General features: G+C 71.3%; 13 protein-coding genes. 6 read left to right on the forward strand and 7 right to left on the reverse strand.

What is annotated here, in order from left to right:
* Nucleotides 1-64 precede the first annotated feature (64 nt).
* From ABT115_RS28010 to ABT115_RS28035, 6 genes are all read right to left on the reverse strand, one after another.
* Complete coding sequence (locus ABT115_RS28010) at nt 65-4,885, reverse strand: coiled-coil domain-containing protein (protein ID WP_351795402.1); 4,821 nt, start codon at nt 4,883-4,885, stop codon at nt 65-67.
* 60 nt (nt 4,886-4,945) lie between these two features.
* Nucleotides 4,946-5,872: a hypothetical protein gene (locus ABT115_RS28015; RefSeq protein WP_351795405.1), complete on the reverse strand. Its 927-nt coding sequence runs from the start codon at nt 5,870-5,872 to the stop codon at nt 4,946-4,948.
* A gap of 175 nt (nt 5,873-6,047) precedes the next feature.
* Nucleotides 6,048-7,574, reverse strand: coding sequence for a hypothetical protein (locus ABT115_RS28020; protein WP_351795408.1), 1,527 nt, complete (start codon nt 7,572-7,574; stop codon nt 6,048-6,050).
* Nucleotides 7,575-7,657: 83 nt separating this feature from the next.
* Nucleotides 7,658-11,314, reverse strand: a complete 3,657-nt coding sequence (locus tag ABT115_RS28025) for a hydantoinase B/oxoprolinase family protein (RefSeq protein ID WP_351795410.1) — start codon at nt 11,312-11,314, stop codon at nt 7,658-7,660.
* Between the two features lie 140 nt (nt 11,315-11,454).
* Nucleotides 11,455-12,873, reverse strand: a complete 1,419-nt coding sequence (locus ABT115_RS28030) for a HEAT repeat domain-containing protein (protein ID WP_351795413.1) — start codon at nt 12,871-12,873, stop codon at nt 11,455-11,457.
* Between the two features lie 219 nt (nt 12,874-13,092).
* Entirely contained in the window at nt 13,093-13,485 is a 393-nt protein-coding gene (locus ABT115_RS28035; RefSeq protein WP_351795416.1) for an ankyrin repeat domain-containing protein, read from the reverse strand.
* A gap of 315 nt (nt 13,486-13,800) precedes the next feature.
* Between ABT115_RS28035 and ABT115_RS28040 the strand changes: the two genes are divergently transcribed.
* Both ABT115_RS28040 and ABT115_RS28045 read left to right on the forward strand, forming a co-directional pair.
* Nucleotides 13,801-13,995: a hypothetical protein gene (locus ABT115_RS28040; protein WP_351795419.1), complete on the forward strand. Its 195-nt coding sequence runs from the start codon at nt 13,801-13,803 to the stop codon at nt 13,993-13,995.
* Nucleotides 13,996-14,031: 36 nt separating this feature from the next.
* Nucleotides 14,032-15,627, forward strand: coding sequence for a P-loop NTPase family protein (locus ABT115_RS28045; protein WP_351795422.1), 1,596 nt, complete (start codon nt 14,032-14,034; stop codon nt 15,625-15,627).
* A 59-nt stretch (nt 15,628-15,686) separates the two neighbouring features.
* Here ABT115_RS28045 and ABT115_RS28050 read toward each other — a convergent pair whose 3' ends face one another.
* Complete coding sequence (locus tag ABT115_RS28050; RefSeq protein ID WP_351795425.1) at nt 15,687-17,186, reverse strand: SCO1417 family PLP biosynthesis transcription factor; 1,500 nt, start codon at nt 17,184-17,186, stop codon at nt 15,687-15,689.
* Between the two features lie 103 nt (nt 17,187-17,289).
* Here ABT115_RS28050 and yczE point away from each other — a divergent pair, with 103 nt between their 5' ends.
* From yczE to ABT115_RS28070, 4 genes are all read left to right on the forward strand, one after another.
* A complete protein-coding gene (yczE, locus tag ABT115_RS28055; RefSeq protein WP_351795427.1) occupies nt 17,290-18,015 on the forward strand; it encodes a membrane protein YczE in 726 nt (241 codons plus the stop codon).
* On the forward strand, nt 18,012-18,776 hold the full coding sequence (locus tag ABT115_RS28060) for a glycerophosphodiester phosphodiesterase family protein (protein ID WP_351795430.1): 765 nt from the start codon (nt 18,012-18,014) through the stop codon (nt 18,774-18,776). The genes yczE and ABT115_RS28060 overlap by 4 nt, the downstream gene beginning before the upstream one ends.
* 47 nt (nt 18,777-18,823) lie before the next feature.
* Nucleotides 18,824-20,197 carry an MFS transporter gene (locus tag ABT115_RS28065; protein ID WP_351795433.1) on the forward strand — a complete coding sequence of 458 codons (1,374 nt, stop codon included), beginning with the start codon at nt 18,824-18,826 and terminating at the stop codon, nt 20,195-20,197.
* A 264-nt stretch (nt 20,198-20,461) separates the two neighbouring features.
* Nucleotides 20,462-20,836, forward strand: coding sequence for an RNA polymerase-binding protein RbpA (locus ABT115_RS28070; protein WP_007262928.1), 375 nt, complete (start codon nt 20,462-20,464; stop codon nt 20,834-20,836).
* Nucleotides 20,837-20,916: the final 80 nt, after the last annotated feature.

The raw sequence follows: 20,916 nt of genomic DNA on the forward strand, positions 1-20,916 counted from the left end.
GCCCCGGCTTCCTGTGGATCGGCCGGGCTCGCGCCGCTTGCGGCTTCGCCGTCTCCTGAAGTCGTTACTCGTCGGACGGGCCCTGAGCGGGCACCTGGGCGGTGTCGGGCGGTGTCGTGGCGCGCTTGAACATGCGGGTGGCGGTGATCTCGCCGTGCACCGTCTCGCTGTTCGGGTCCCGTTGCGGCAGCCCGGGACGAAGGTGCTCCTCCACACTGATGTACTTCAGCCCGGCCCGCAGGTCCGCGTCGTTGCGCAATCGGATGACCAGCGGGAATTCGGCGAGCGCCGTGGTGTCGAAGAGTCCGGTCGTGTAGAGCAGCTGCACACCGAGCGCGTCAGACACCGCGCGCTGGAGCTCCAGCAGATAGGTGGCGTTGGCGCGGCCGATGGGGTTGTCCAGGAAGAGCGTGCCCGCGTGCCGGTGCTGGTGCCGGTCGCGGCCCCGGTCGTTGCTGCGCAGTGCGGCCATCGTGCAGTACAGGGCGATGGCGGCGGTGAGGAGCTGGCCGCCGGAGAAGACGTCGCCCATCTGTCCGACCGGGACGCGTTCGGCGCGCAGCACCGCGTCCGGCTTGAGGATCTCCACAGCGACGCCCTTGGGTTCGAGCGCTGCCTGCACACCGCGCAGCAGGAGGGACATGCCGTCCCTGCGCAGATCGGAGTTCTTCTTCAGGGCGGCGCGGGTGGCTTCGTCGATGACCTCGCCGAGCCGCTCGGTGAGCGTCGCCTGATCGGGTTCCTCGAAGCGGATCCGGAGGAACTCCTGGCCTGACCACTCCCCCAGTCCTTCGGGAAGCCGGGAGAGCCGCTGGGCGGAGCGGAGGGTGGTGAGCGCGGACTCCACGAGGCCGCGGAGCCGGTCGACGATGGAATCGCGGTTGCGCTCCAACTGGGCCAGCTCGTCGGTGAGGACACGGAGCCGGGGTGCGAAGGCGGCGGCCCACTTCTCGGCGTGCTCGGGCAGTGTCGCGGCCGGCAGCTCGCGGATCTGCTGGCGTGCGGGGGTGCGGACCTGTTCGTAGCGGGCGGAGTTGGCGTGCCGTACGAGGACGTCGCTCGCTTCCCGTACGGCGCTCTCGGCGGCGGACAGGTCGGCGGCGCAGCCTCGCAGTGAACGGCGGGCCTCTGCGGCGGACTGCCGGGCCTCGTCAAGGCTGCCCGGGTACGGCTCGGGCGCCTCGGGATCGTCGTCCGCGGCGTGGTCCCTGAGGAGGTCGTGCAGGAGCGCGGCGGTCTCGTCGAAGCCGCCTGCCGAGTCCTCGGCGGTGCGGTGGGCGTGCAGCAGCTCGGCATGGACGGCGCGGGCGGTGTCCAGGGTTGCGGTGGCGGAGGCCAGTTCGGCCATGGCGTCACGCAGGAGGCCCTGGGCCTGCTCGGCATCGGCGGGGACCAGCTCGTCGGGGAGTTCGGTGTGGTGGGTCTCGCCATCGACCGGGGCCAGGCGCTCGGCCTCGCCCCGCAGCCGGCCCAACTGCTCGCTCGCGGTGGAGGCCCTGGTTTCCAGGAGCTGGACCAGGGATTCGGCGCGGGCGGCGGCGGCCTGCCTGGAGGGGCCGTCGGCGCCATCAGTGCCTTCGAGGAGCTGGGCGGCCCGGGTGCGGACCTTGTTGGTGAGCCGGTCCAGCTCGGCGAGGGCGGCGCTTTCGTCGCTCTCCGCTCGGGCCTGTTCGGCGCGCAGATCGGCGCCGACGCCCACCTTCTCGTACAGCTGGGATGCGGCCCGGTAGGCCTCCCGCAGCGTGGGAAGCGCGGTGCGCGGGGTGTCGCCCTCGGGTTCCGGGAGGTGTTCGGGGGCGCCTGCGATCTCTGCGCGTTCGGCTCGCAGGGCGCGGGCGGTGCGGCGGGCGTCGTCGGCGGCGCGCTGAGCGGCCCTGCGGTCCTCGTCGGCGGCACGGGCCCGCTCCAGGCAGACGGTGGCCCGGGCTTCGGACTCGGCTGCCTCGTCGATCAGTTCGCGCAGTTTCGCCTGCCAGCGAGCGCGTTCGCGAAGCCGGTGGGCAAGGCCGGCAAGGACGTCGGCGGCGCGGCGGGCACGCTGGGCGGCCTCCTGGCGTTCGTCGCGGACGCGGGCGGTGTCCGCAGCGGCCTCGTCGGCCTCGGCGCGCACGGTACGGGCTTCGGCGAGTGCGGCTTCTGCCGCCTCGGCAGCCGCACTGGCAGTGCGGGCTGCTTCGGCGAGCTCGGCGAGCATGCCGGGCGGGCAGTCGGCGCGCCAGGAGCCGATGCGGGCGGCGAGGGAGCGGTCGGCGGTGAGGCGGGCCGCGAGGACACGGATGTCCTCGTCGCGGGCGGCGGCCCTGCTCCTGAGGGCCTGCCGCTCCTCGTCGGCGGCGTGTTCGTCGTGCATCGCCGGGTTCGGCGGAACGAGGAACACCCCTTCCGTGCTCGCGGCCGAGCCCGTGCCGGTGGCCGGGACGGGGGCGAGCAGCGCGGCGGCAGTGCCGACGGCGACGGCGGAACGCGGCAGCAGGGCGGCGCCGCTCAGGACGTCGCGGGCACGGGCGTGCGAGTCGGGGTCGGTGATGACCACGCCGTCGACGAGTTCGGGACGGGCGGCGAGTACGGCCGCGTGGTCGGCGGGGTCGACGGCCTGGGCGAGGTATCGCCAGCCGGGGAGAGCGGGGATGCCGTGCTCGCCGAGGTATTCGACGGTGGCGAGGACATCGGGGCCGGGCGGCAGCAGTCCGCCGTCGCCGAGTGCACCGAGGATGCGGGAGTCGTCGGCGGCCGCGGTGCGCAGTTCGAAGAGGCGGCGCTCGGCGGAGGCGATGCCCTGGTCGAGCAGCTCGCGCAGTTCGTCGGCGCTGCGGTCCAGTTCCTGGGCGGAGAGCGGCTGTTCGTGGGCGGCGGGCTGTTCGGAGGTGACGGTGTGCGTGCCGTGGGCGGCCTGGTCCGGCCGGCCTGCCTCGCCTCCCTGACTCGACTGACCTGCCTGTTCCTGGTACCGGTCCTGGTGCTCAGCGCTTTGCGGAGCGTCCGGGCCCGTCTCCGTGGTGGCCGCTGCGCGGCGGGGCCGGGGCACGCCCGTGCCGTGCGTGGCCGGCAGGCCCAGCAGGTCGGCCAGGCGGTGGTCGGAGGCGATCGACTCGGCAGCCCTGAGCTCGGCCTCGTACGACTGTTCCGCGGCCTGTGCGGCATCGGCGGCGCGCGCCGCGGCAAGTTCGGCGCGGCTCTCGGCGGCTGCGGCTTCCCTGGCCAGGTCGGCCGCCGAGCGGGCGGCCGACCTGGCGGTGTCCCACGCGGCGACGGCGGACTGCTCGGCGTCGCTCGCGGCGAGAGCGGCGCGCGCCGGGTCGGCGTCCGGCGCGGTGTTGTCGAGCCAGCCGGCCCGTACCGCCTCCGCTGTCTCCTGCTCGACCTCGGCAAGGCGCTGGCGCAGATGTCCGGCCTCGCTGCGGGCGCGCTGGGCCTCGGTGGCTGCGGTGGTGGCGTCGCGGTGGGCGTTCTCGCCCGCCGTCTGCAGGGTGTCGGAGCGCTCCTCCTCCTCGTTGGCCAGAAACTCGCCGGCCTCCGCCGCGGTGTGCAGGGCCCGTACGAGATCGGCGGCGGCCTTGGCGCGTGCGGCGAGCGCAGGCGCGGCGTCGCGCTCGGCCTCGCGGATTGCGGCGGCCACCCGGGCGGAGCGGTCGGCGGCGGCGCGGTGCCTCAGTACGGCCTCGGCGGCCTGCCAGGCGGAGTGCAGGGTGCGGGCGTCGACCAGTTCGCGGCGCTGGGCGGCCGCGCCCTTCTCCGCCGCGGTCAGGGCCAGGGAGGCGTGCCGGTAGGCCAGTTCGGCCGCGATCAGGGCGCTGCGGCTGCGGGCGTCCTCGGCCGTGGTGACGGTGTGGGCGGCGCCCGTCACCTGCTGGGCGAGCTCGGCGGTCCGGCCGCGCTCCTGGCCTGCGCGGGCGGAGAGCCTACGGGCGAGCACACGGGTGCGGCGCTCGGCGCCCGCGTGGATGTCCCGGGCACGGGACCTGCTGTCGGCGGACTCGACGATCCGGCCGAGCAGATCGACCGAACCCGCGGTGAAGTCGCGCTCCGCGGTCAGTTCGGCTCGGCGGCCCAGCTTGTTGCCGAAGCCGCTCACCAGGTCGGCGAGTCCGTCCGTGTCACGGGTGTCCGTGACGGCGCGGAGGAGGAGGTCGGTGAAGTCGGAGTCCTTCTTGACCGCGAAGAGGCCGGCCGCCTCGCCCTCGTCGGCGTTCATCTCTCGCTGGTAGCGGAAGAGTTCGGGGTCGAGACCGAGGTCTCCGAGGTGCTCGTTCCAGCGGTCGTGGATCTCTTCCCAGTGCACATCGAGGTGCTGGTAGAACTTGCCCGCCTCGGTCAGGGCGTCGCGGAAGCCCTTCATCGTGCGCCGTCGGCCCTGTGCGCCGGAGACGCCTTCGACGGGGCGGTGCACCGAGGTGGCCTCGGCGACCGGCAGGGAGTCCAGGCTGAGACCGGGCCCGGGGCGGAAGGAGTACCAGGCCTCGGCGAACTTCCGCGGGTCGTTGGAGACCTGCCGTCCACGCCACTCGCTGACCTTGCCGACGACCACGCATTCGCCGGTGAGGGTGTGCTGCCATTCCAGGGCGACATGCCCGCAGTCGTCGGCGAGCAGGAACTTGCGCAGTACGCCGGAGCTGGCGCCGCCGAGGGTGTTGCGGTGGCCGGGCAGCATCACCGAGAAGATCAGCTTCAGCAGCACCGACTTGCCGCCGCCGTTCTCCAGGAAGAGCACACCGGCGGGGGCGGGGCGGCGCGGCGGACCGACCGGTTCCTCCGCGAAGAACTCCGCCTGTGCCGGGGCGGGGTTGGGCACGGGCTCGCCGACTCCACGCAGGTCAAGCACGGTGTCGGCGTAGCGCGCACCGGCAGGCCCGATGGAGTAGAGGCGGACCCGGGACAGCTCGTACATGGCGGCGGACTCTCGTCGTTCAGGCAGCGGGAGGGAGACGGCGGTGGTGGGGCGGGCCGGTCAGGCGTGAAAGGGCAGACCGGCGTCCGCGACCAGCTCCGAGTCGTCGGGGTCGGGCGGCGGCAGCAGCGTCGCCGTTCCGTCGGTGACCGGTACGACTCCGAGTTCGAGCAGTTCGGCCATGGCGGCGCTGCCGGCCATGTCGCGGACCTGGAGCTGGTAGCGGGCGGTGGTACGGAAGGCGCCTCCGGCATCGTCCCCGGTGCGCTGGAGGAAGCCGGAATCGGTGAGGAAGGCGACGGCCTTGCCGACGATGCCGGTGGTGGAGCCGGCCAGCCTTCGGGCGTCCTTCGTGGCTCCGGTGGAGCTGCGCCGGGCGTAGATCCGCCAGGCCGCCTCCAGCCCGGGGGCGCCGGTGGCCGGGTCGGTGTTGTCGCCGCACTCCTCGGCGCGCTCCTCCAAGCGTTGGCACGCCTGGCGTACGAACGAGTCGACGCCGTTGACGGTGATCCGGCCGATGTACGCGTCGTCGGCGAGGTCCTCGGGGCGGGGGAAGGCCATCGCGGCGACGGCGAGGTGTGCGAGCCCGTGCAGGAAGCGGTCGGCGGAGTCGGACGAGGCGCGGCGGGCATAGTCGCCCATGCGGACGGCGAAGACCGAGCCCTCACCGGCGGTCACGGCCATGCCGGCGCGGGTGGACACTTCGAGGACGACCAGGCCGAGTCCGGTCGCCACGGCGTCGGCGAGCCGGGCGAAAGTGGGTTCCTCCCGGTAGCGGCGAAGCAGTTCTGCGTACTCGGCGTCGCGTGCGGGCAGCAGTTTGGGCTGCAGCCCGAAGGCGACGAGCCGGGCGGCGTCGGCTGCGTCGGCCGGGGTGACGGGTGCGGTGGTGGGCCCTGCCGGGTCGGCGGGCGTCGCGTTCTCGGTCGCGTACGCGACGGTCGGCTCGCTCCACGCGTCGGGGTGCTGTGCGCGGTGGTCGCTCACGACTGTCGCTCCTTGATGCGGAAACTCTTCGGTACGGGGTGGACGGCGCCGGAACCCGTCCTGGGCGGCTCGGTCCGGTCCGCGCACACCGCGTGGGCGCGGACGGACCAGCGACGTCCATGGCCGACGTGCGCCGACCGGGTCGGCGTCTCATGTGCCTCATGTGACGCGCCGCTCACGACGCCTCCGAGCGGTCCGCGGCCATTCCGGCCGCGTCCAGCAGGGCCGTACCCACTATCAGGTCCGCACCGCCGAACTCAGGGTCGTCGAGCTGCGTCCCGTCGTCGACGGAGAACAACAGGCGTTGCTCGCCCTGCCGGTAGGCGGTGCCGACCGGCGGGCTCGCTGCGTGCACCGCGAGCAGGGCGACCAGGTAGGGCAGTTCGGGATCGCGGCGCCGGGCCTCCGCGAGGAGTCCGGAGAGCCGGCGTGGGGCGTCATGCTCCAGGTCGAGGAGTTCCATGGCGCTCGCGAGCTGCTCCTCGCTGAACCGGCTGTCGTCCGGGGTGGCGATCAGATCGGGTTCGGGCATTTCGGCGCCCAGGTGTTCCCGCTCCACTGGCGGGGTGAGCAGCATGTCGACGAGGTCGCCCACCCGTACCGAGGTGGGCGTGCGCTGCCCGGTGCCGTGGGCGAAGAACGCGTCCGTGACGCGGATGGCCTGTTCGACGGGGAGGGGCAGCAGCGGGGCGACCAGCTGACCGTACAGATCGAGGCCGGTGCGGGCAGTGGGCGTGGCGAACGCCTGCCGGTCCTGTTCGGCGCGGAAGAGCGGCCCGGCTTCCAGCAGGCGGGACTGCAGTTGGGTGTGGCGGCGGATGCAGTCCTTGACGATGTCGACGAGCTCGGCGGCGCGCCGCTTGTGCTCGGGCTCCTCGGCCTCGTCGCGCGCCTTGCGGATGTTGGTGAGGATCGCGTTCTCGTGGCGGTAGCGGTCGGCGACGTGGTCGAGTGCTTCGGCGATCATGTCGGGCACGGCATTGAGCCAGTCGACGGCCCGGACGTTGCGCCGGGTGGCCTCCAGTGTCTTGCGGAGGGTCTCCGCGTACTGCACGGTGCGGTAGCGGGCCTGCTCGGCGGCGAGCTGTGCGTCCGCGAGGCGGCCTCGGCTGATGAGGACCTCCAGCTTCACCTCGGCGGCGATCTGGGCGCTGGTGACGTCCGTGTCGAGGGCGCCGACCAGGACGTTGACCGCTTCGTCGGTGGCCCGGAGGTAGACGGTGCCGCCGTATCCCGGGACCTCTTCGATCAGTTTGAAGTCGTAGTCGCGACGGACGTACACCCCATCGGGGCCGAAAGTGCCGTATACCGCACGGAATCCGCGGTCGACGCTGCCGACGTTGATCAGGTTCTCCAGCACCCAGCGGGCGACCCGCTCGTGCTCGGCGGCCGGGCGGCGCGGTGCCTGGGCGGCGACGCGGGGAAGCAGCCTGGTCACTATCTGGTCGTGGTCGGCACCCGTGTCGAAGTCCATGTTGAGTGTGACGAGGTCGATCGCGGCGAGTGCGACCTCGGCCATCGCGTAGACGGTGTACTCACCGGCCAGATTCGCCTTGCGCACATCGAGGTCGTGCAGCGGAGCCGTGCAGGCGAGCGCGCGCAGCCGCCGCGAGAGCCCCTCGTCGGCGGCCGGGCCCGGGGCAGGCCGCGGCCCCGCGCTGAGCTGCGGCGCAGCATGGTCCGTACAGGCAGGCGAAGTCACGCTGCACAGATTAGGTCCTCACATGGACAACGGTCGAAACGACGCAGAAGCGACCCCTTGCCCGGAGCCGGCCGGCGTCGGCATCACAGTCGTTCCCCGGTGGAGTCCTTGCGGTCGTTCCGGCCCGGCTCCGGGGGTCCGTAGCCCCCGCCGCCCGGTGTGCGGAGCACCAGTACGTCCTGCCGCTCCAGGTCGGCCGTGTCACAGCCCCGCAGTGGTGTGACCGTCCGGCCGTCCGAGCGCTCGATGTGCTGCTCGCCCAGCGCGCCTGGTCCGCCGCCCGCCATGCCGTACGGCCGGACCCGGCGGTGGCCGGATAGCAGCGCCACGGTCACGGGTTCGAGGAAGCGGATTCGCCGCTCCACGCCGCAGCCACCGTGCCAGCGCCCCGTGCCCCCGCTGCCGTCCCGTACCCGGAAGCTCTCCAGCAGCACGGGGTAGCGCCATTCGAGCACTTCGGGGTCAGTGAGGCGGGAGTTGGTCATATGGGTCTGCACGGCGTCGGCGCCGTCGAAGCCGTCGCCCGCGCCCGAGCCGCTCGCCACGGTCTCGTAGTACTGGACCCGTTCGTTGCCGAAGGTGAGGTTGTTCATGGTGCCCGAACCCTCGGCCTGGATGCCGAGCGCCGCGTACAGGGCGCCGGTGACGGCCTGGGACGTCTCCACGTTTCCCGCGACGGTGGCCGCCGGATGGACGGGGGCCAGCATGGAGCCTTCCGGAATTATGACCTCCAGGGGCTTGAGGCAGCCGCTGTTGAGCGGGATGTCGTCGGCGACCAAGGTCCGGAAGACGTACAGGACAGCCGCCATCACCACGGATTTCGGCGCGTTGAAGTTGCCCGGCTGCTGCGGTGAGGTGCCGGTGAAGTCGACGACTGCGCCGCGGGTGGACTTGTCCACGGTGAGGGCGAGCTTGATGACGGCGCCGTTGTCGGTCTCGTAGCGGTAGGCGCCGTCGTGCAGTCCAGCGATGATCCGGCGGACGGACTCCTCTGCGTTGTCCTGCACGTGCCCCATGTACGCGGCTACGACCTCCGGGCCGAACTGCTCGACCATGCGGCGGAGTTCGGCAATGCCTTTCTCATTGGCGGCGATCTGGGCGCGCAGATCGGCGAGGTTGGTGTCCGGGTCGCGGGAGGGGTACGCGGCGGCGGTGAGCAGCTCGCGCGTCTCGGCCTCGCGGAGTCTGCCGTCCCGCACCAGCAGCCAGTTGTCGAACAGCACTCCTTCCTCGTGGATGGTGCGGCTGAAGGCGGGCATGGAGCCGGGGGTGATGCCGCCGATCTCGGCGTGGTGTCCGCGTGAGGCCACAAGGAAGCGCAGCTCCGGCCGCTCGCCACCGGTCTCGTCGAACACGGGTGTCACAACGGTCACATCGGGCAGATGTGTGCCGCCGTGGTACGGATCGTTGATGGCGTACACATCGCCGGGCCGCATCGCTCCACTGTTGCGCCGCAGCACCTCCTTGATGGACTCCCCCATCGAGCCGAGGTGCACGGGAATGTGCGGGGCATTGGCGATCAGATTGCCGTCCGCGTCGAAGAGGGCGCAGGAGAAGTCGAGCCGCTCCTTGATGTTGACGGAGTGGGCCGTGTTCTCCAGGCGTACGCCCATCTGTTCGGCGATCGACATGAAGAGGTTGTTGAAGACCTCCAGCATGACGGGGTCGACCCGGGTGCCGACGGCTGTGCGGTCCGGGCGCGGGCGGACCCTGGTGAGCAGCAGATGGCCGGTGTCGGCGAGGGCGGCCTGCCAACCCGGGTTGACGACAGTGGTGGCATCCGCCTCGGCGATCACGCCAGGGCCCGTCACGGTGTCCGCAGGGTGCAGTTCCTCGCGCCGGTGAAGCGGGGTGTCCTGCCATCGGCCGTCGGTGAACATCCTTACGGTGTCGTGTGGTCGAGGTTCTGTGCTCTCGCGGGGTGTGCGGGCGGCCGGGCACGGTTCGTGCTGTCCCGCCGTTCCGATCGCCTCGACCGACACCGCCTCGACGACAAGGGGTCTGTCCATGGTGAACGCGTAGCGCGCGCGGTGCTCTGTGGTGAACGCCTCGGCCATGGCGGGTGCGCTGTCCAGGCCGACGGGCAGGCTCGAGTCCGTGCCGGCGTAGCGCAGGAACACCCGGGCGCGCGTGCTGATCGCGCTGTCGGGGATGGCGTCGGCGCGCAGTTCGGCACGGGTGCGGGCGGCGAGTTCGTCGCAGAGTTCGCCCACCACGGTCCGGGTCGCGTCGTTCAGTTGCGCCTCGACGGACTGTTCGCGCATCGCGGTGGCGTCGGCGAGACCGATGCCGTACGCGGACAGCACGCCGGCCAGGGGTGGTACGAGGACCGTTTCGATACCGAGGGCGTCGGCGACGGCGCAGACGTGCTGGCCTCCGGCGCCGCCGAAGCCGGTCAGGGCATAGCGGGTGATGTCGTGTCCGCGTTGCACGGAGATCTTCTTGACCGCGTTGGCCATGTTGAGCACGGCGATCTCCAGGAACCCGGCGGCGACCTCGGCTGCCGTGTGCCGCGTTCCGGTGGCGCGCGCCACGTCCTGCGCGAGCGCGTCGAAGCGTTCGCGTACGAGGTCCGCGTCGAGCGGGAGGTCGCCGTCCGGTCCGAAGACGGCCGGGAAGTGCGCCGGCTGGACCCGGCCGAGCATCACGTTGGCGTCGGTGACGGTCAGCGGCCCGCCTCGGCGGTAGCAGGCCGGGCCGGGGATCGCGCCCGCCGAGTCGGGGCCGACGCGGTAGCGGTGGCCGTCGAAGTGCAGGACGGAGCCGCCGCCGGCAGCGACGGTGTGGATGTTCATCATGGGGGCGCGCATCCGCACACCGGCCACCTGCGTGCCCAGTTCGCGCTCGAACTCGCCCGCGTAGTGCGACACATCGGTGGATGTGCCGCCCATGTCGAAGCCGATGACCCGGTCGAATCCGGCCTGTCCGGACGTGCGGGCCATGCCGACCACGCCACCGGCGGGGCCGGAGAGCACCGCGTCCTTGCCCCGGAAGTGGGAGGCTTCGCGCAGCCCGCCGTTGGACTGCATGAACATCAGCCGGATTCCGTCGAGTTCGCGGGCGACCTCGTCGACGTACCGGCGCAGGATCGGCGAGAGGTAGGCGTCGACGACGGTGGTGTCGCCGCGTGGTACGAGCTTGATCAGTGGGCTCACCTCGTGCGAGCAGCTGACCTGGGTGAAGCCTGCCTCGCGGGCTGCGGCCGCTATGGCGGTCTCGTGTCCGGGGTAGCGGTAACCGTGCATCAGAACGACCGCCGCGCTACGCAGTCCGTCGGCCCGGGCCGCCTGCAACCGCTCGGCCACCGCGTCCCGGTCGAGTGGCGTCAGGACCCGGCCGCGTGCGTCGACCCGTTCGGGGACCTCGATCACCCGCTCGTACACGGCCTCGGGCAGCAGGATGCGGCGGTCGAAGAGTCTCGGCCGGTTCTGGTACGCGATGCGCAGCGCGTCGCGGAAGCCTTCCGTGATGACCAGGACGGTCGGCTCACCGCGCCGCTCCAGCAGGGCGTTGGTGGCGACCGTCGTGCCGATCTTCACCGTGCCGACCCGGTCGGCGGGGACCGGTTCGGCGGGGCCGAGGCCCAGCAGTCCCCGGATTCCGGCCACGGCGGCGTCGCGGTAGCGGTCCGGGTCGTGGGAGAGCAGCTTGCGCGTGACCAGGTGCCCATCGGGATCCCGGCCTACGACATCGGTGAACGTCCCGCCACGGTCGATCCAGAACTCCCAGCGTCCGGTCATCCCTCCATACTCACCCGTGGCACGGGCAACGGCCCAGACGGCACGACCTGCTCCGCGGCGGTCGGCGCACCGGCCGGCTGCACGGCGCCCGGCGCGCTCCGCAGCGCCGCCTCCGATGCGCGCCGCTGTGCGTATTCCGGTCAGACCGCGGGGGTGTCGGGCCCGATCCTGCTGCGTACCGCTGTCTGCACCTCGGCCTCCTCGACCGGGTCCGCGGCGAGTCGGCGCAGTCGCTCGGCGACCCTGATGTCGCCGGTCTCGGCGTGGAGTGCGGCGACCTCACGGGTGGTCTCCTCGCAGTCCCACAGGCATTCGACGGCGAATCCGGTGGCGAAGGAGGGGTCGGTGGCGGCCAGTGCACGGGCCGCTCGGCCACGCAGGTGCGAGGAGGACGTCTCCCGGTAGACATGGCGCAGTACGGGGGCGGCACAGGCGATGCCCAGCCGGCCCATGCCGTCGACGAGGGTCCACAGGCGTGGTGCGTCCGGGCCTTCGCCCCGTACGGCCTCGCGGAGTGCGCCGAGGACCAGTGGGGCGTCCTGGGCGCCGCCCCGGCAGGCGAGCACACCGGCCGCGGAGGCGCCGAGGGCGTCGGGCCGTCGGGCCCAGCGCCTGGCACGCTCCACCGCCGCGTCGCCGCACATCCGCTCGAAGGCGGCGACGCCTGCGTCGGCGACGGTGCGGGAGGCGCCGACCGCGGCGGTCTCGATCAGGTCGAGCACGGCCGGGTCCCTGGCCTCGGCCAGATAGTGCAGAGCGGCGCAGCGTGCGCCCTCGGGGCCGCTGCGGGCGGCCTCGATGATCGTGGACCGGTCCTCGGGGCCGGCGACGGCGATGAGGCACCGGGCCGCCGGGACGTGGAGGGCGCTGCCGCGTTCGAGTCCCTGCTGGGCCCAGCCGAGGATGGCCTGGACGCTCCAGCCGGGGCGGGGGCCACCGGGCCGCATCTGCCGTTGCCAGCGGTCGAAGGAGCCCTGTTCCGAGGCGGTCCTGACCCTGGCACCGACCTCCTCGCGCGGGTCGTCCGCCCAGAGCCGCCAGGGGCGGGGTTCGAAGGCGTCCCGTACGGCGGCGGCCAGCTCGGCGGCGCCCTCCTCGGTGGCCGGGAAGCGGCTGAGCACGGGTACGGCGAGCGCGCGGAGCCCCGCGTCGTCGTCACGCAGAGCGAGCTCGTCCAGGGCCCAGGCCCAGTTGGCTCCGGTCGCGGCGTACCGCCTCAGCAGGGCCAGGGCGTCGTCCCGTCCGTACGAGGCGAGGTGGCCGAGTACGGCGAGGGCCAGCCCGGTGCGTGAGTCGTCGGTGTCGAGGTGGTCGCAGGGATCGCACAGGTGGCGCTCGATCTCTTCGATACCGCCGTCGAGGTCGAGATACAGGCGTGCGTAGTAGAGCGAGCGGTTCTCCACCTGCCAGTCGTGACGCGGATCGCTCAGGACGCAGTGGTTGAGAGCCGCCAGGGCCTCGGGGCGTGGTGCGGCGAGCGCGTGGAGCGTGCCGTCGCCACGGCCCCTCTGCAGCAGGCCGAGCAGGGTGCCGCTCGGCGCTATGAACGCATCAAACATGGAAAAAGCCTCACATCAAGCTGTCGACGCAACCGGGACTGTGCAGTTCCAAGTGCCGGGTGGGGCACTACGCCGCGCAGCAACATGATCGGCCGACCGCCGTCTTCTGCTTGGTGTAGACCATCTTCCTCTGCCTCTCGTCGGTGGCCCGAACCGGGCCCGCGACGTCATGATGACCCAGCCATTTCGCCACCGCGACCACATTTACGACGTACCCGGTCAGCGGGAGCCGAAGAGTTCCAGCAGGTCGGCCTTGCCGAACATGCGTGCAGTGTCCAGTGCGGAGGGTGTCCCGGCCGCCGGGTCGGCCCCTGCGGCGAGCAGCGCCTCGATCACCGCGCCCTCACCCTTGAAGACGGCTCCGGCGAGCGGCGTCTGTCCGCGGTCATTGGCCCGGTCCGGGTCGGCTCCGCGGCCGACGAGGGCGGTGACCGCGGCTGCATGCCCGTGATACGCGGCGAGCATCAGCAGCGAATCGCCCCGGTCGTTGGTGAGATTCGCGGGAACACCCGCGTCGACATACGCGGCGAGGGTGTCGGTCTCACCGCGGCGGGCCAGGTCGAAGACCTTCGTCGCCAGCTCGACCACCTCGGGATCGGGGGTTTCGCTCATCGGACGGACCGCCTTCCATCAACCGGTTCACCACTGCTGACCTGCCGGGGCGTACGACGTAGGGGCCGTACGAGTGAATCGACAGGGTACTGCTCCATCGCTCGCACACCCCGGCTCACCCAGGGCAAAAGATCACGTCCGGTAACGACGGAACAGCACGTGCACATCGAGTTGTCCGCCCCACCAACGCTCCCACGTCGGACAAACAAGTGAAAATGCAGACTTTTCACCCAAATACCGCTTTTACCGCATAGATACTTCCGGTGAACCTGGAAGGACTCATGGTGACTGTCCCCCTAATCAGGAGAACCTCTCATGATCCTGTCCATGTCAGGCGTAGTCATCCTCGGCATCATCGTCTTCCTGTTCTTCAGGAAGGACGGCCTCAAGGCATCGCACGCCGTCGTCACTGCCATGTTCGGCTTCTATCTGGCAGGCACCGCCATCGCACCGAGCATCACAGCGGGCGGCGCGAGTCTCGCCAGTCTCTTGGGCGGGATCAAATTCTGACCGCCCGAGACCACTCCCACCCCTCAGGAGACCGACGTGGCCCGGCGACCACTCCCCCGTATTCTGAACAACGGCAGCGCTTCGATCACTCGCGGTCGCGAGTTCGCGCGCACGGCCGCCGACAACGCCACCGACGTCCTCCATCCGCTGATCACAGTCACTCGTGGCCTGCGACTGCTGGCCGGAGCCGGACGGCAGAAGTGGGCCGCGACACCCAAGGACAAGCGTGGTCCGACGCTGTTCTCCGTCGCGGCCTGCGTACTCCTGGTCGCGCTCATCCCGTACGGGTCCGTGCTCGCCCTGGTCACGGTGATGGGCGCAGCCGCATGGAAGGGCCGGGAGCGGACCCCCGTGAAGACGGGGCCCGACGAGGCGCAGACCAGGCGGCTGCGGTCCCTGTACGAGGCGCTCGTGCCGTACTTCTCCGTGGCCGACGACCCCAGTCCGCTGTTCGCCCACGGCGCCCACTGGGACAAGGTCTTCAGCGGATACGAGTTCGACGCCAACGGGCGCCTGACACGTCTGCAGGTGACGTACCCCGCCTACTTCACCGACAGCGAGGCCGCCTCCCGCATCCGGATCGAGCAACTGCTGCATGCCAAGTCCGGCCGTGGCCGCGAGTACCACTTCGCCTGGAACGAGGAGGGCAACCAGCTCGTCATGAACGTGCTCGACGCCCTGCCCACCTCGATCGGGGCCCAGCGCTTCGTCACCGCCCCCGGTGAGACCGTGCTGGGCTTCACCGACGGCGACGCGGTGCAGCGCACCGTCCCGGTGAACGACGGCGGCGCGACCCGCGACGCACCTCCGGTCGTCTGGCGGACCGGCGCCCGCTCCACCGAGCCGCATCTGCTGGTCGTCGGACAGCCCGGCAGCGGCACCACCACGCTGATGCGCTCCATCGCCCTGCAGGCGCTCCAGCACGGCGACATCCTGATCGTCGAAGGCAGCGGAACCGGTGAGTACGCCTGCCTGACCGGACGCGATGGCGTACTGGCCGTGGAATGCGGCCTGGCCGGCGCGCTGGCGACACTGGAGTGGGCCGTCCACGAAACGGAGCGACGGCTGATCGCGGCGAACCGGGCCCGGCAGTCCGGCCACCCCGCCCCCGACGACACCAAGCGCCCGCTCTGGATCCTGCTGGACCGGCCCAGCATCCTCGGCCACCTGGCGGCGGCTGACGCCAAGCCCGACCCCCAGGAGCTGCTCCAGGTGCCGCTGCGGCACGGCAGGGCGGCCAACGTCACCGTGGTCATGACCGATCAGTTCGACAGCCTGGACACCCTCGGCGAGACCGTACGGACCCATACCCGGGCCAGGGTCGTGCTCGGCGACTGTTCTCGCGACCAGGTCGAGGTCGTGCTCGGCACGGAGCCGCACACCACCCCGGCACCGGACGTCCCTCCCGGCCGGGGGTACGCGCGGCTCGGCACCGGTCCCGTGCTGCGGCTCCAGGTCCCGGCCACACCTGATCCGTACGATGAGGCGACCAGCGAGGCACAGCGGCAGGCCGTCCTCGGCCTGCTCCCCGGGCGGCAGGCACCGGCCGAGGAGACCGCACCGGTCGGGGGCGTCCCGGACCCGGCCATGCCGTGCGCCGTGGCCGTCAAGGACGTGGCGGTCAGAGACTGAGCGCGACGGCGCGGGGATGGCGGATCAGCTGATCCGTCGCCCCCGCGACGCCCTGTCGATCAGGCGACGAAGGTCCGCGGCGCCTCCGCCCCCGCGACCGCCCCCGAACCCACAAGCTGCGCCGCCGCAGCGAGTCGTACCGCCGCCTCGTCCGCGACCGGCCCCGCGACCGTGAACGGCAGCCGTACGTACCCCTCGAAGGCGCCGTCGACACCGAACCGGGGGCCGGAGGGAACGCGTACGCCGACCCTCTCCCCCGCCACCGCGAGCCGGGAGCCGGAGAGGCCACCGGTACGCACCCAGAGGGTCAGACCACCACGCGGAACCGAGAACTCCCAGTCCGGCAGCTCCCGGCGGACCGCGGCGACGAGCGAGTCCCGGTTCTCCCGCGCCTGTTCACGCCGGACCTGCACGGCCTGTTCCCAGCCGCCGGTACGCATCAGCCAGTTGACGGCGAGCTGCTCAAGGACGGGCGTCCCCATGTCGGCATAGGCGCGGGCGGCCACCAGGCTGCGGATCACGTCCGGCGCGGCGCGCACCCAGCCGATCCGCATGCCGGCCCAGAAGGCCTTGCTCGCCGATCCGACAGTGAGCACGGTGGAGCCCGCCGGATCGAAGGTGCAAACCCGGCGCGGCATCTGCACATCGGCGTCGAGATACAGCTCGTTCATGGTCTCGTCGACGACCAGGACCGTACCGGCGGAGCGCGCGGCGTCCACCAGGTCACGTCGCCGGTCCTCGTCGGCCAGTGCGCCGGTGGGGTTGTGGAAGTCGGCGACGACGTACGCGAGCCGCGGCGCCGCGTCCCGCAGCACCTGCCGCCACCGGTTCATTTCCCAGCCGCCGAGCCCTTCCTCCATCGCCACCGGCACCAGCCGCGCGCCCGCCTCCCGCATCAGTTGCAGGATGTTGGCGTAGCTCGGGGACTCCACCGCGATCCGTTCGCCACGGCCGGCGAAGAGGTGGCAGATCGCGTCGATCGCGCCCATCGCCCCGGTGGTGACCATGATCTGTTCGGGCATGGTCGGAATGCCACGCCCGGTGTAGCGGTCGGCGATCATCTGCCGCAGCGCGGGCAGACCGGCCGGGTAGTCGCCGTGGGTGTGGGCGTACGGTGCCAGCTCCTCCAGGGCGCCCTGGACCGCCCTGGTCAGCCACGGTTCGGGGGCGGGCAGCGAGGCGCAGCCCAGGTCGATCATCGAACCGAGCGACTCCGGGGGAAGCGGTTCCAGACCGCGTGCGGGCAGCGGATTACCCGCGGGCACGGCGGTCCAGCTGCCTGCGCCGCGGCGGGACTCCAGGAATCCTTCGGTCCGAAGCGCCTCGTACGCGGCGGCGACGGTGGTTCGGCTGACGGACAGGGCAAGCGCCAGTTCGCGCTCGGCGGGGAGCCGGGCGGCCACCGGCACCCGGCCTTCGAGGACGAGCAGACGGACCCCGTCGGCCAGTGCGCGATAGACGGGCGGCCTGCGGGCGCCCGGTCCGGCGGGCCGGGGCTGTTGGGCCTGGAGCTGCCGCGCGAGCTGTGCCGCACCGACTGCGGAAGTCCACTGGGCCATGGAAATCAGTCCACCTTCCTCGGATTGGCCATAGTTGGCGGCCAATCCCCTGCCACAGGGTGACATGCGGCAGTCCACCACCACCACTCCAGGGGGGCACCTCTTGTCCATCACCCCTGTCCCTCGCGGGGCACACCTCATACGAAGGCTGATTCAGCTGTACGTCGGCCTTGCGCTGTACGGGGCGAGTTCGGCGCTCCTGGTCCGCGCCGGTCTCGGCCTCGAACCCTGGGGAGTGCTGCATCAGGGGCTCGCCGAGCGAACCGGGCTGTCCATCGGGGTCGTCTCGATCATTGTCGGCGCCGCCGTTCTGCTGTTGTGGATACCGATCAGGCAGCGTCCCGGTCTCGGCACCGTCTCCAATGTGTTCGCCATCGGTATCACCATGGACGGCACGCTGGCGCTCGTGCCCGACGTGCACGGCCTCGCCGCGCAGGTCGCCGTAATGGTCGCCGGTGTCGTGGTCAACGGTGTCGCGACGGGGCTGTACATCGCGGCGCGGTTCGGCCCGGGACCACGCGACGGGCTCATGACTGGTCTGCACCTGCGTACCGGCCGCTCCATCCGGCTCGTCCGCACACTGATCGAGGTGGCGGTCGTGGTGACGGGCTTCGTGCTCGGCGGCTCGCTCGGCGCGGGCACGGTGCTCTACGCCCTGGCCATCGGCCCGCTCGCCCAGTTCTTCCTGCGTTTTTTCGCGGCCGGCGGAAAGCCGGCGACAGAGGCCGCCGCCGGGCCCGCTGACCAGGCGCCCGTCGCACCCGGGCCGGACAGCGGCGACACCACCGTCAGCGCCCGGACGCCGGAGCAGGCCATACTGCCCCAGTGACCTCCGAACGCCACCCCTATCTCGACCATCCCTCGACGATCCCGTTCGCCCATCGAGGGGGTAGCGCAGACGGGATCGAGAACACCACGGCCGCGTTCCGGCGGGCCGCCGATGCCGGGTACCGCTACTTCGAGACCGATGTGCACACCACGGCGGACGGTCGTCTGGTGGCCTTCCACGACGCCACTCTTGACCGGGTGACGGATGCCCGGGGCCGGCTGGCCGAGCTGCCGTGGAGCGAGGTGCGGCAGGCCAGGGTGGCCGGCCGGGAGCCGCTGCCGCTGTTCGAGGAGCTGCTGGAGACGTTCCCGGAAGCCCGCTGGAACGTCGACATCAAGGCCGAGTCCGCCCTGGCCCCGCTGGTCGGTCTGATCCGCCGGGCGGATGCCTGGGACCGGGTGTGCGTCGGCTCGTTCTCGGAGGCCCGGATCGCCAGGGCCCACCGTCTTGCGGGACCCCGGCTCGCCACCTCCTACGGCGTCCGCGGCGTGCTGGGCCTGCGGCTGCGCTCGTACGGCATACCGGTGGCGCTGCGGGCCGGCGCGGTGTGCGCGCAGGTGCCGGAGAGCCAGAACGGCGTCCGGGTGGTCGACCGGCGCTTCGTACGAGAGGCGCACGCACGCGGACTCCAGGTGCACGTCTGGACGGTGAACGAACCCGAGCGGATGGCAGCGCTCCTCGATCTCGGTGTGGATGGCATCATGACCGATCACATCGAGACGCTGCGTACGGTGCTGAGCGAGCGGGGGGCCTGGGCCTGACGCCGGTCCGTGCGAGGTCTCCACGGGGAGAGACGAGGGGGTGCGGGTTGAGCGCCGAAACCGCGGACACCGCTGAGCCGGCTGGACTCACGACGGGTTCCGCCGACGCCGAGAGCCGCAGGCGTGAACAACGCGGCTGGTATTTCTATGACTTCGCCTGCTCCGTCTACTCGACGAGCGTCCTGACGGTATTCCTCGGCCCCTACCTGACGTCGGTCGCCGAGGCAGCCGCCGACGCCGACGGTTTCGTGCACCCGCTCGGCATACCGGTGCGCGCCGGGTCGCTGTTCGCCTACGCGGTCTCCGTGTCCGTCGTGGTCGCGGTGATCGTGATGCCGATCGTGGGCGCCGCCGCGGACCGTACGGGGCGCAAGAAGCCGCTGCTGGCGGCCGCGGCCTATGTAGGGGCTGCCGCGACCACCGGCATGTTCTTCCTGGACGGCCAGCGCTATCTGCTGGGCGCGTTTCTGCTGATCGTGGCGAACGCCTCGGTCTCGGTGTCGATGGTGCTCTACAACGCCTATCTGCCGCAGATCGCCGGACCGGACGAGCGGGATGCGGTCTCGTCGCGCGGCTGGGCGTTCGGATACACGTCGGGTGCGTTCGTCCTCATTCTGAATCTGGTCCTGTACACGGGCCACGACTCCTTCGGCCTCTCCGAGTCCGACGCGGTGCGGATCTGTCTCGCATCGGCCGGTGTCTGGTGGGGTGCCTTCACCGTCGTACCGCTGCGACGGCTGCGCGACCGGCGGATGACACCGAGCGGTGAGGGGGCGGTCGGCTCGGGATGGCGGCAGCTGATGGCCACCCTGCGCGACATGCGCCGCCATCCGCTGACCCTCTCCTTCCTGCTGGCGTACCTCGTCTACAACGACGGCGTGCAGACGGTGATCTCCCAGGCCTCGGTGTACGGCTCCGAGGAACTGGGCCTCGACCAGACGACGCTGATCACGGCCGTGCTGCTGGTGCAGGTGCTCGCGGTGGCCGGAGCGCTGGGGATGGGCCGGCTGGCGCGGGTGTACGGCACGAAGCGCACGATCCTCGGCTCGCTCGTCGTCTGGACGCTGATTCTCGTCGCCGCCTGCTTTCTGCCCGCCGACACGCCGGTCTTCTTCTATGCGCTGGCCTCGGCGATCGGTCTGGTGCTCGGCGGCAGCCAGGCGCTGTCACGCTCGCTGTTCTCGCACCTGGTGCCGCGCGGCAAGGAGGCCGAGTATTTCTCCGCATACGAGATGAGCGACCGCGGACTGAGCTGGCTCGGGCCGCTGGTGTTCGGTCTCGCGTATCAGCTGACCGGGAGCTATCGGGATGCGATCATCTCGTTGGTGATCTTCTTCGTGGTTGGTTCCGCACTGCTCGCGAGGGTGCCGATCCGGCAGGCCGTGGCGGCAGCGGGGAATCCCGTTCCGGAACGGATTTAGACGTTGAAGTGAAAGGCCGGTAGTGTACGCCTTTGGCCTGCCCGGAGGGCCGTTACTGCGAGTGGAAAAGCCAAACCGTTGGGTGACAACTTCTGCCAGATGTGACAAACCGGGCATTGGCGGGTACCCCAACCCTGAAGAAGCAGCGGCACGACGGGCGACGCATGACCGGCAACGGGAATCTTTGCCGCCGACCGGACGTTGACCGGATGACGACGACAGCGACACCTGTCCTGTGGGCGACAAGCCCGGGAGGCACGATTCATGAGTGAGCGAGCTCTCCGCGGCACGCGACTCGTGGTTACCAGCTACGAGACGGACCGCGGCATCGATCTGGCCCCGCGCCAGGCGGTGGAGTACGCATGCCAGAACGGACATCGGTTTGAGATGCCGTTCTCGGTAGAGGCGGAGATTCCGCCGGAGTGGGAGTGCAAGGCGTGCGGCGCCATGGCACTCCTGGTGGACGGGGACGGCCCCGAGGAGAAGAAGGGCAAGCCTGCGCGTACGCACTGGGACATGCTCATGGAGCGGCGCACACGCGAGGAGCTGGAGGAGGTGCTGGCCGAGAGGCTGGCGGTCCTGCGTTCCGGAGCGATGAACATCGCCGTGCACCCGCGAGACAGCAGGAAGTCTGCCTGACCGCACAACACCGCAGTACGACAGAGCCGCGGGCTGTGGCACACGCCCGGCTCCTCGCTGCCGAAGGACGAGGTCAACCG

The sequence above is a fragment of the Streptomyces sp. NPDC001832 genome, assembly GCF_040297265.1.
GTDB lineage: Bacteria > Actinomycetota > Actinomycetes > Streptomycetales > Streptomycetaceae > Streptomyces.

What these genes read in the sequence shown, in the direction of transcription:
- ABT115_RS28035 (WP_351795416.1), bottom strand. Translation starts at nt 13,485, where the DNA reads ATGAGCGAAACCCCCGATCCCGAGGTGGTCGAGCTGGCGACGAAGGTC.
- ABT115_RS28040 (WP_351795419.1), top strand. Translation starts at nt 13,801, where the DNA reads ATGATCCTGTCCATGTCAGGCGTAGTCATCCTCGGCATCATCGTCTTC.
- ABT115_RS28030 (WP_351795413.1), bottom strand. Translation starts at nt 12,873, where the DNA reads ATGTTTGATGCGTTCATAGCGCCGAGCGGCACCCTGCTCGGCCTGCTG.
- ABT115_RS28025 (WP_351795410.1), bottom strand. Translation starts at nt 11,314, where the DNA reads ATGACCGGACGCTGGGAGTTCTGGATCGACCGTGGCGGGACGTTCACC.
- ABT115_RS28050 (WP_351795425.1), bottom strand. Translation starts at nt 17,186, where the DNA reads ATGGCCCAGTGGACTTCCGCAGTCGGTGCGGCACAGCTCGCGCGGCAG.
- ABT115_RS28010 (WP_351795402.1), bottom strand. Translation starts at nt 4,885, where the DNA reads ATGTACGAGCTGTCCCGGGTCCGCCTCTACTCCATCGGGCCTGCCGGT.
- ABT115_RS28070 (WP_007262928.1), top strand. Translation starts at nt 20,462, where the DNA reads ATGAGTGAGCGAGCTCTCCGCGGCACGCGACTCGTGGTTACCAGCTAC.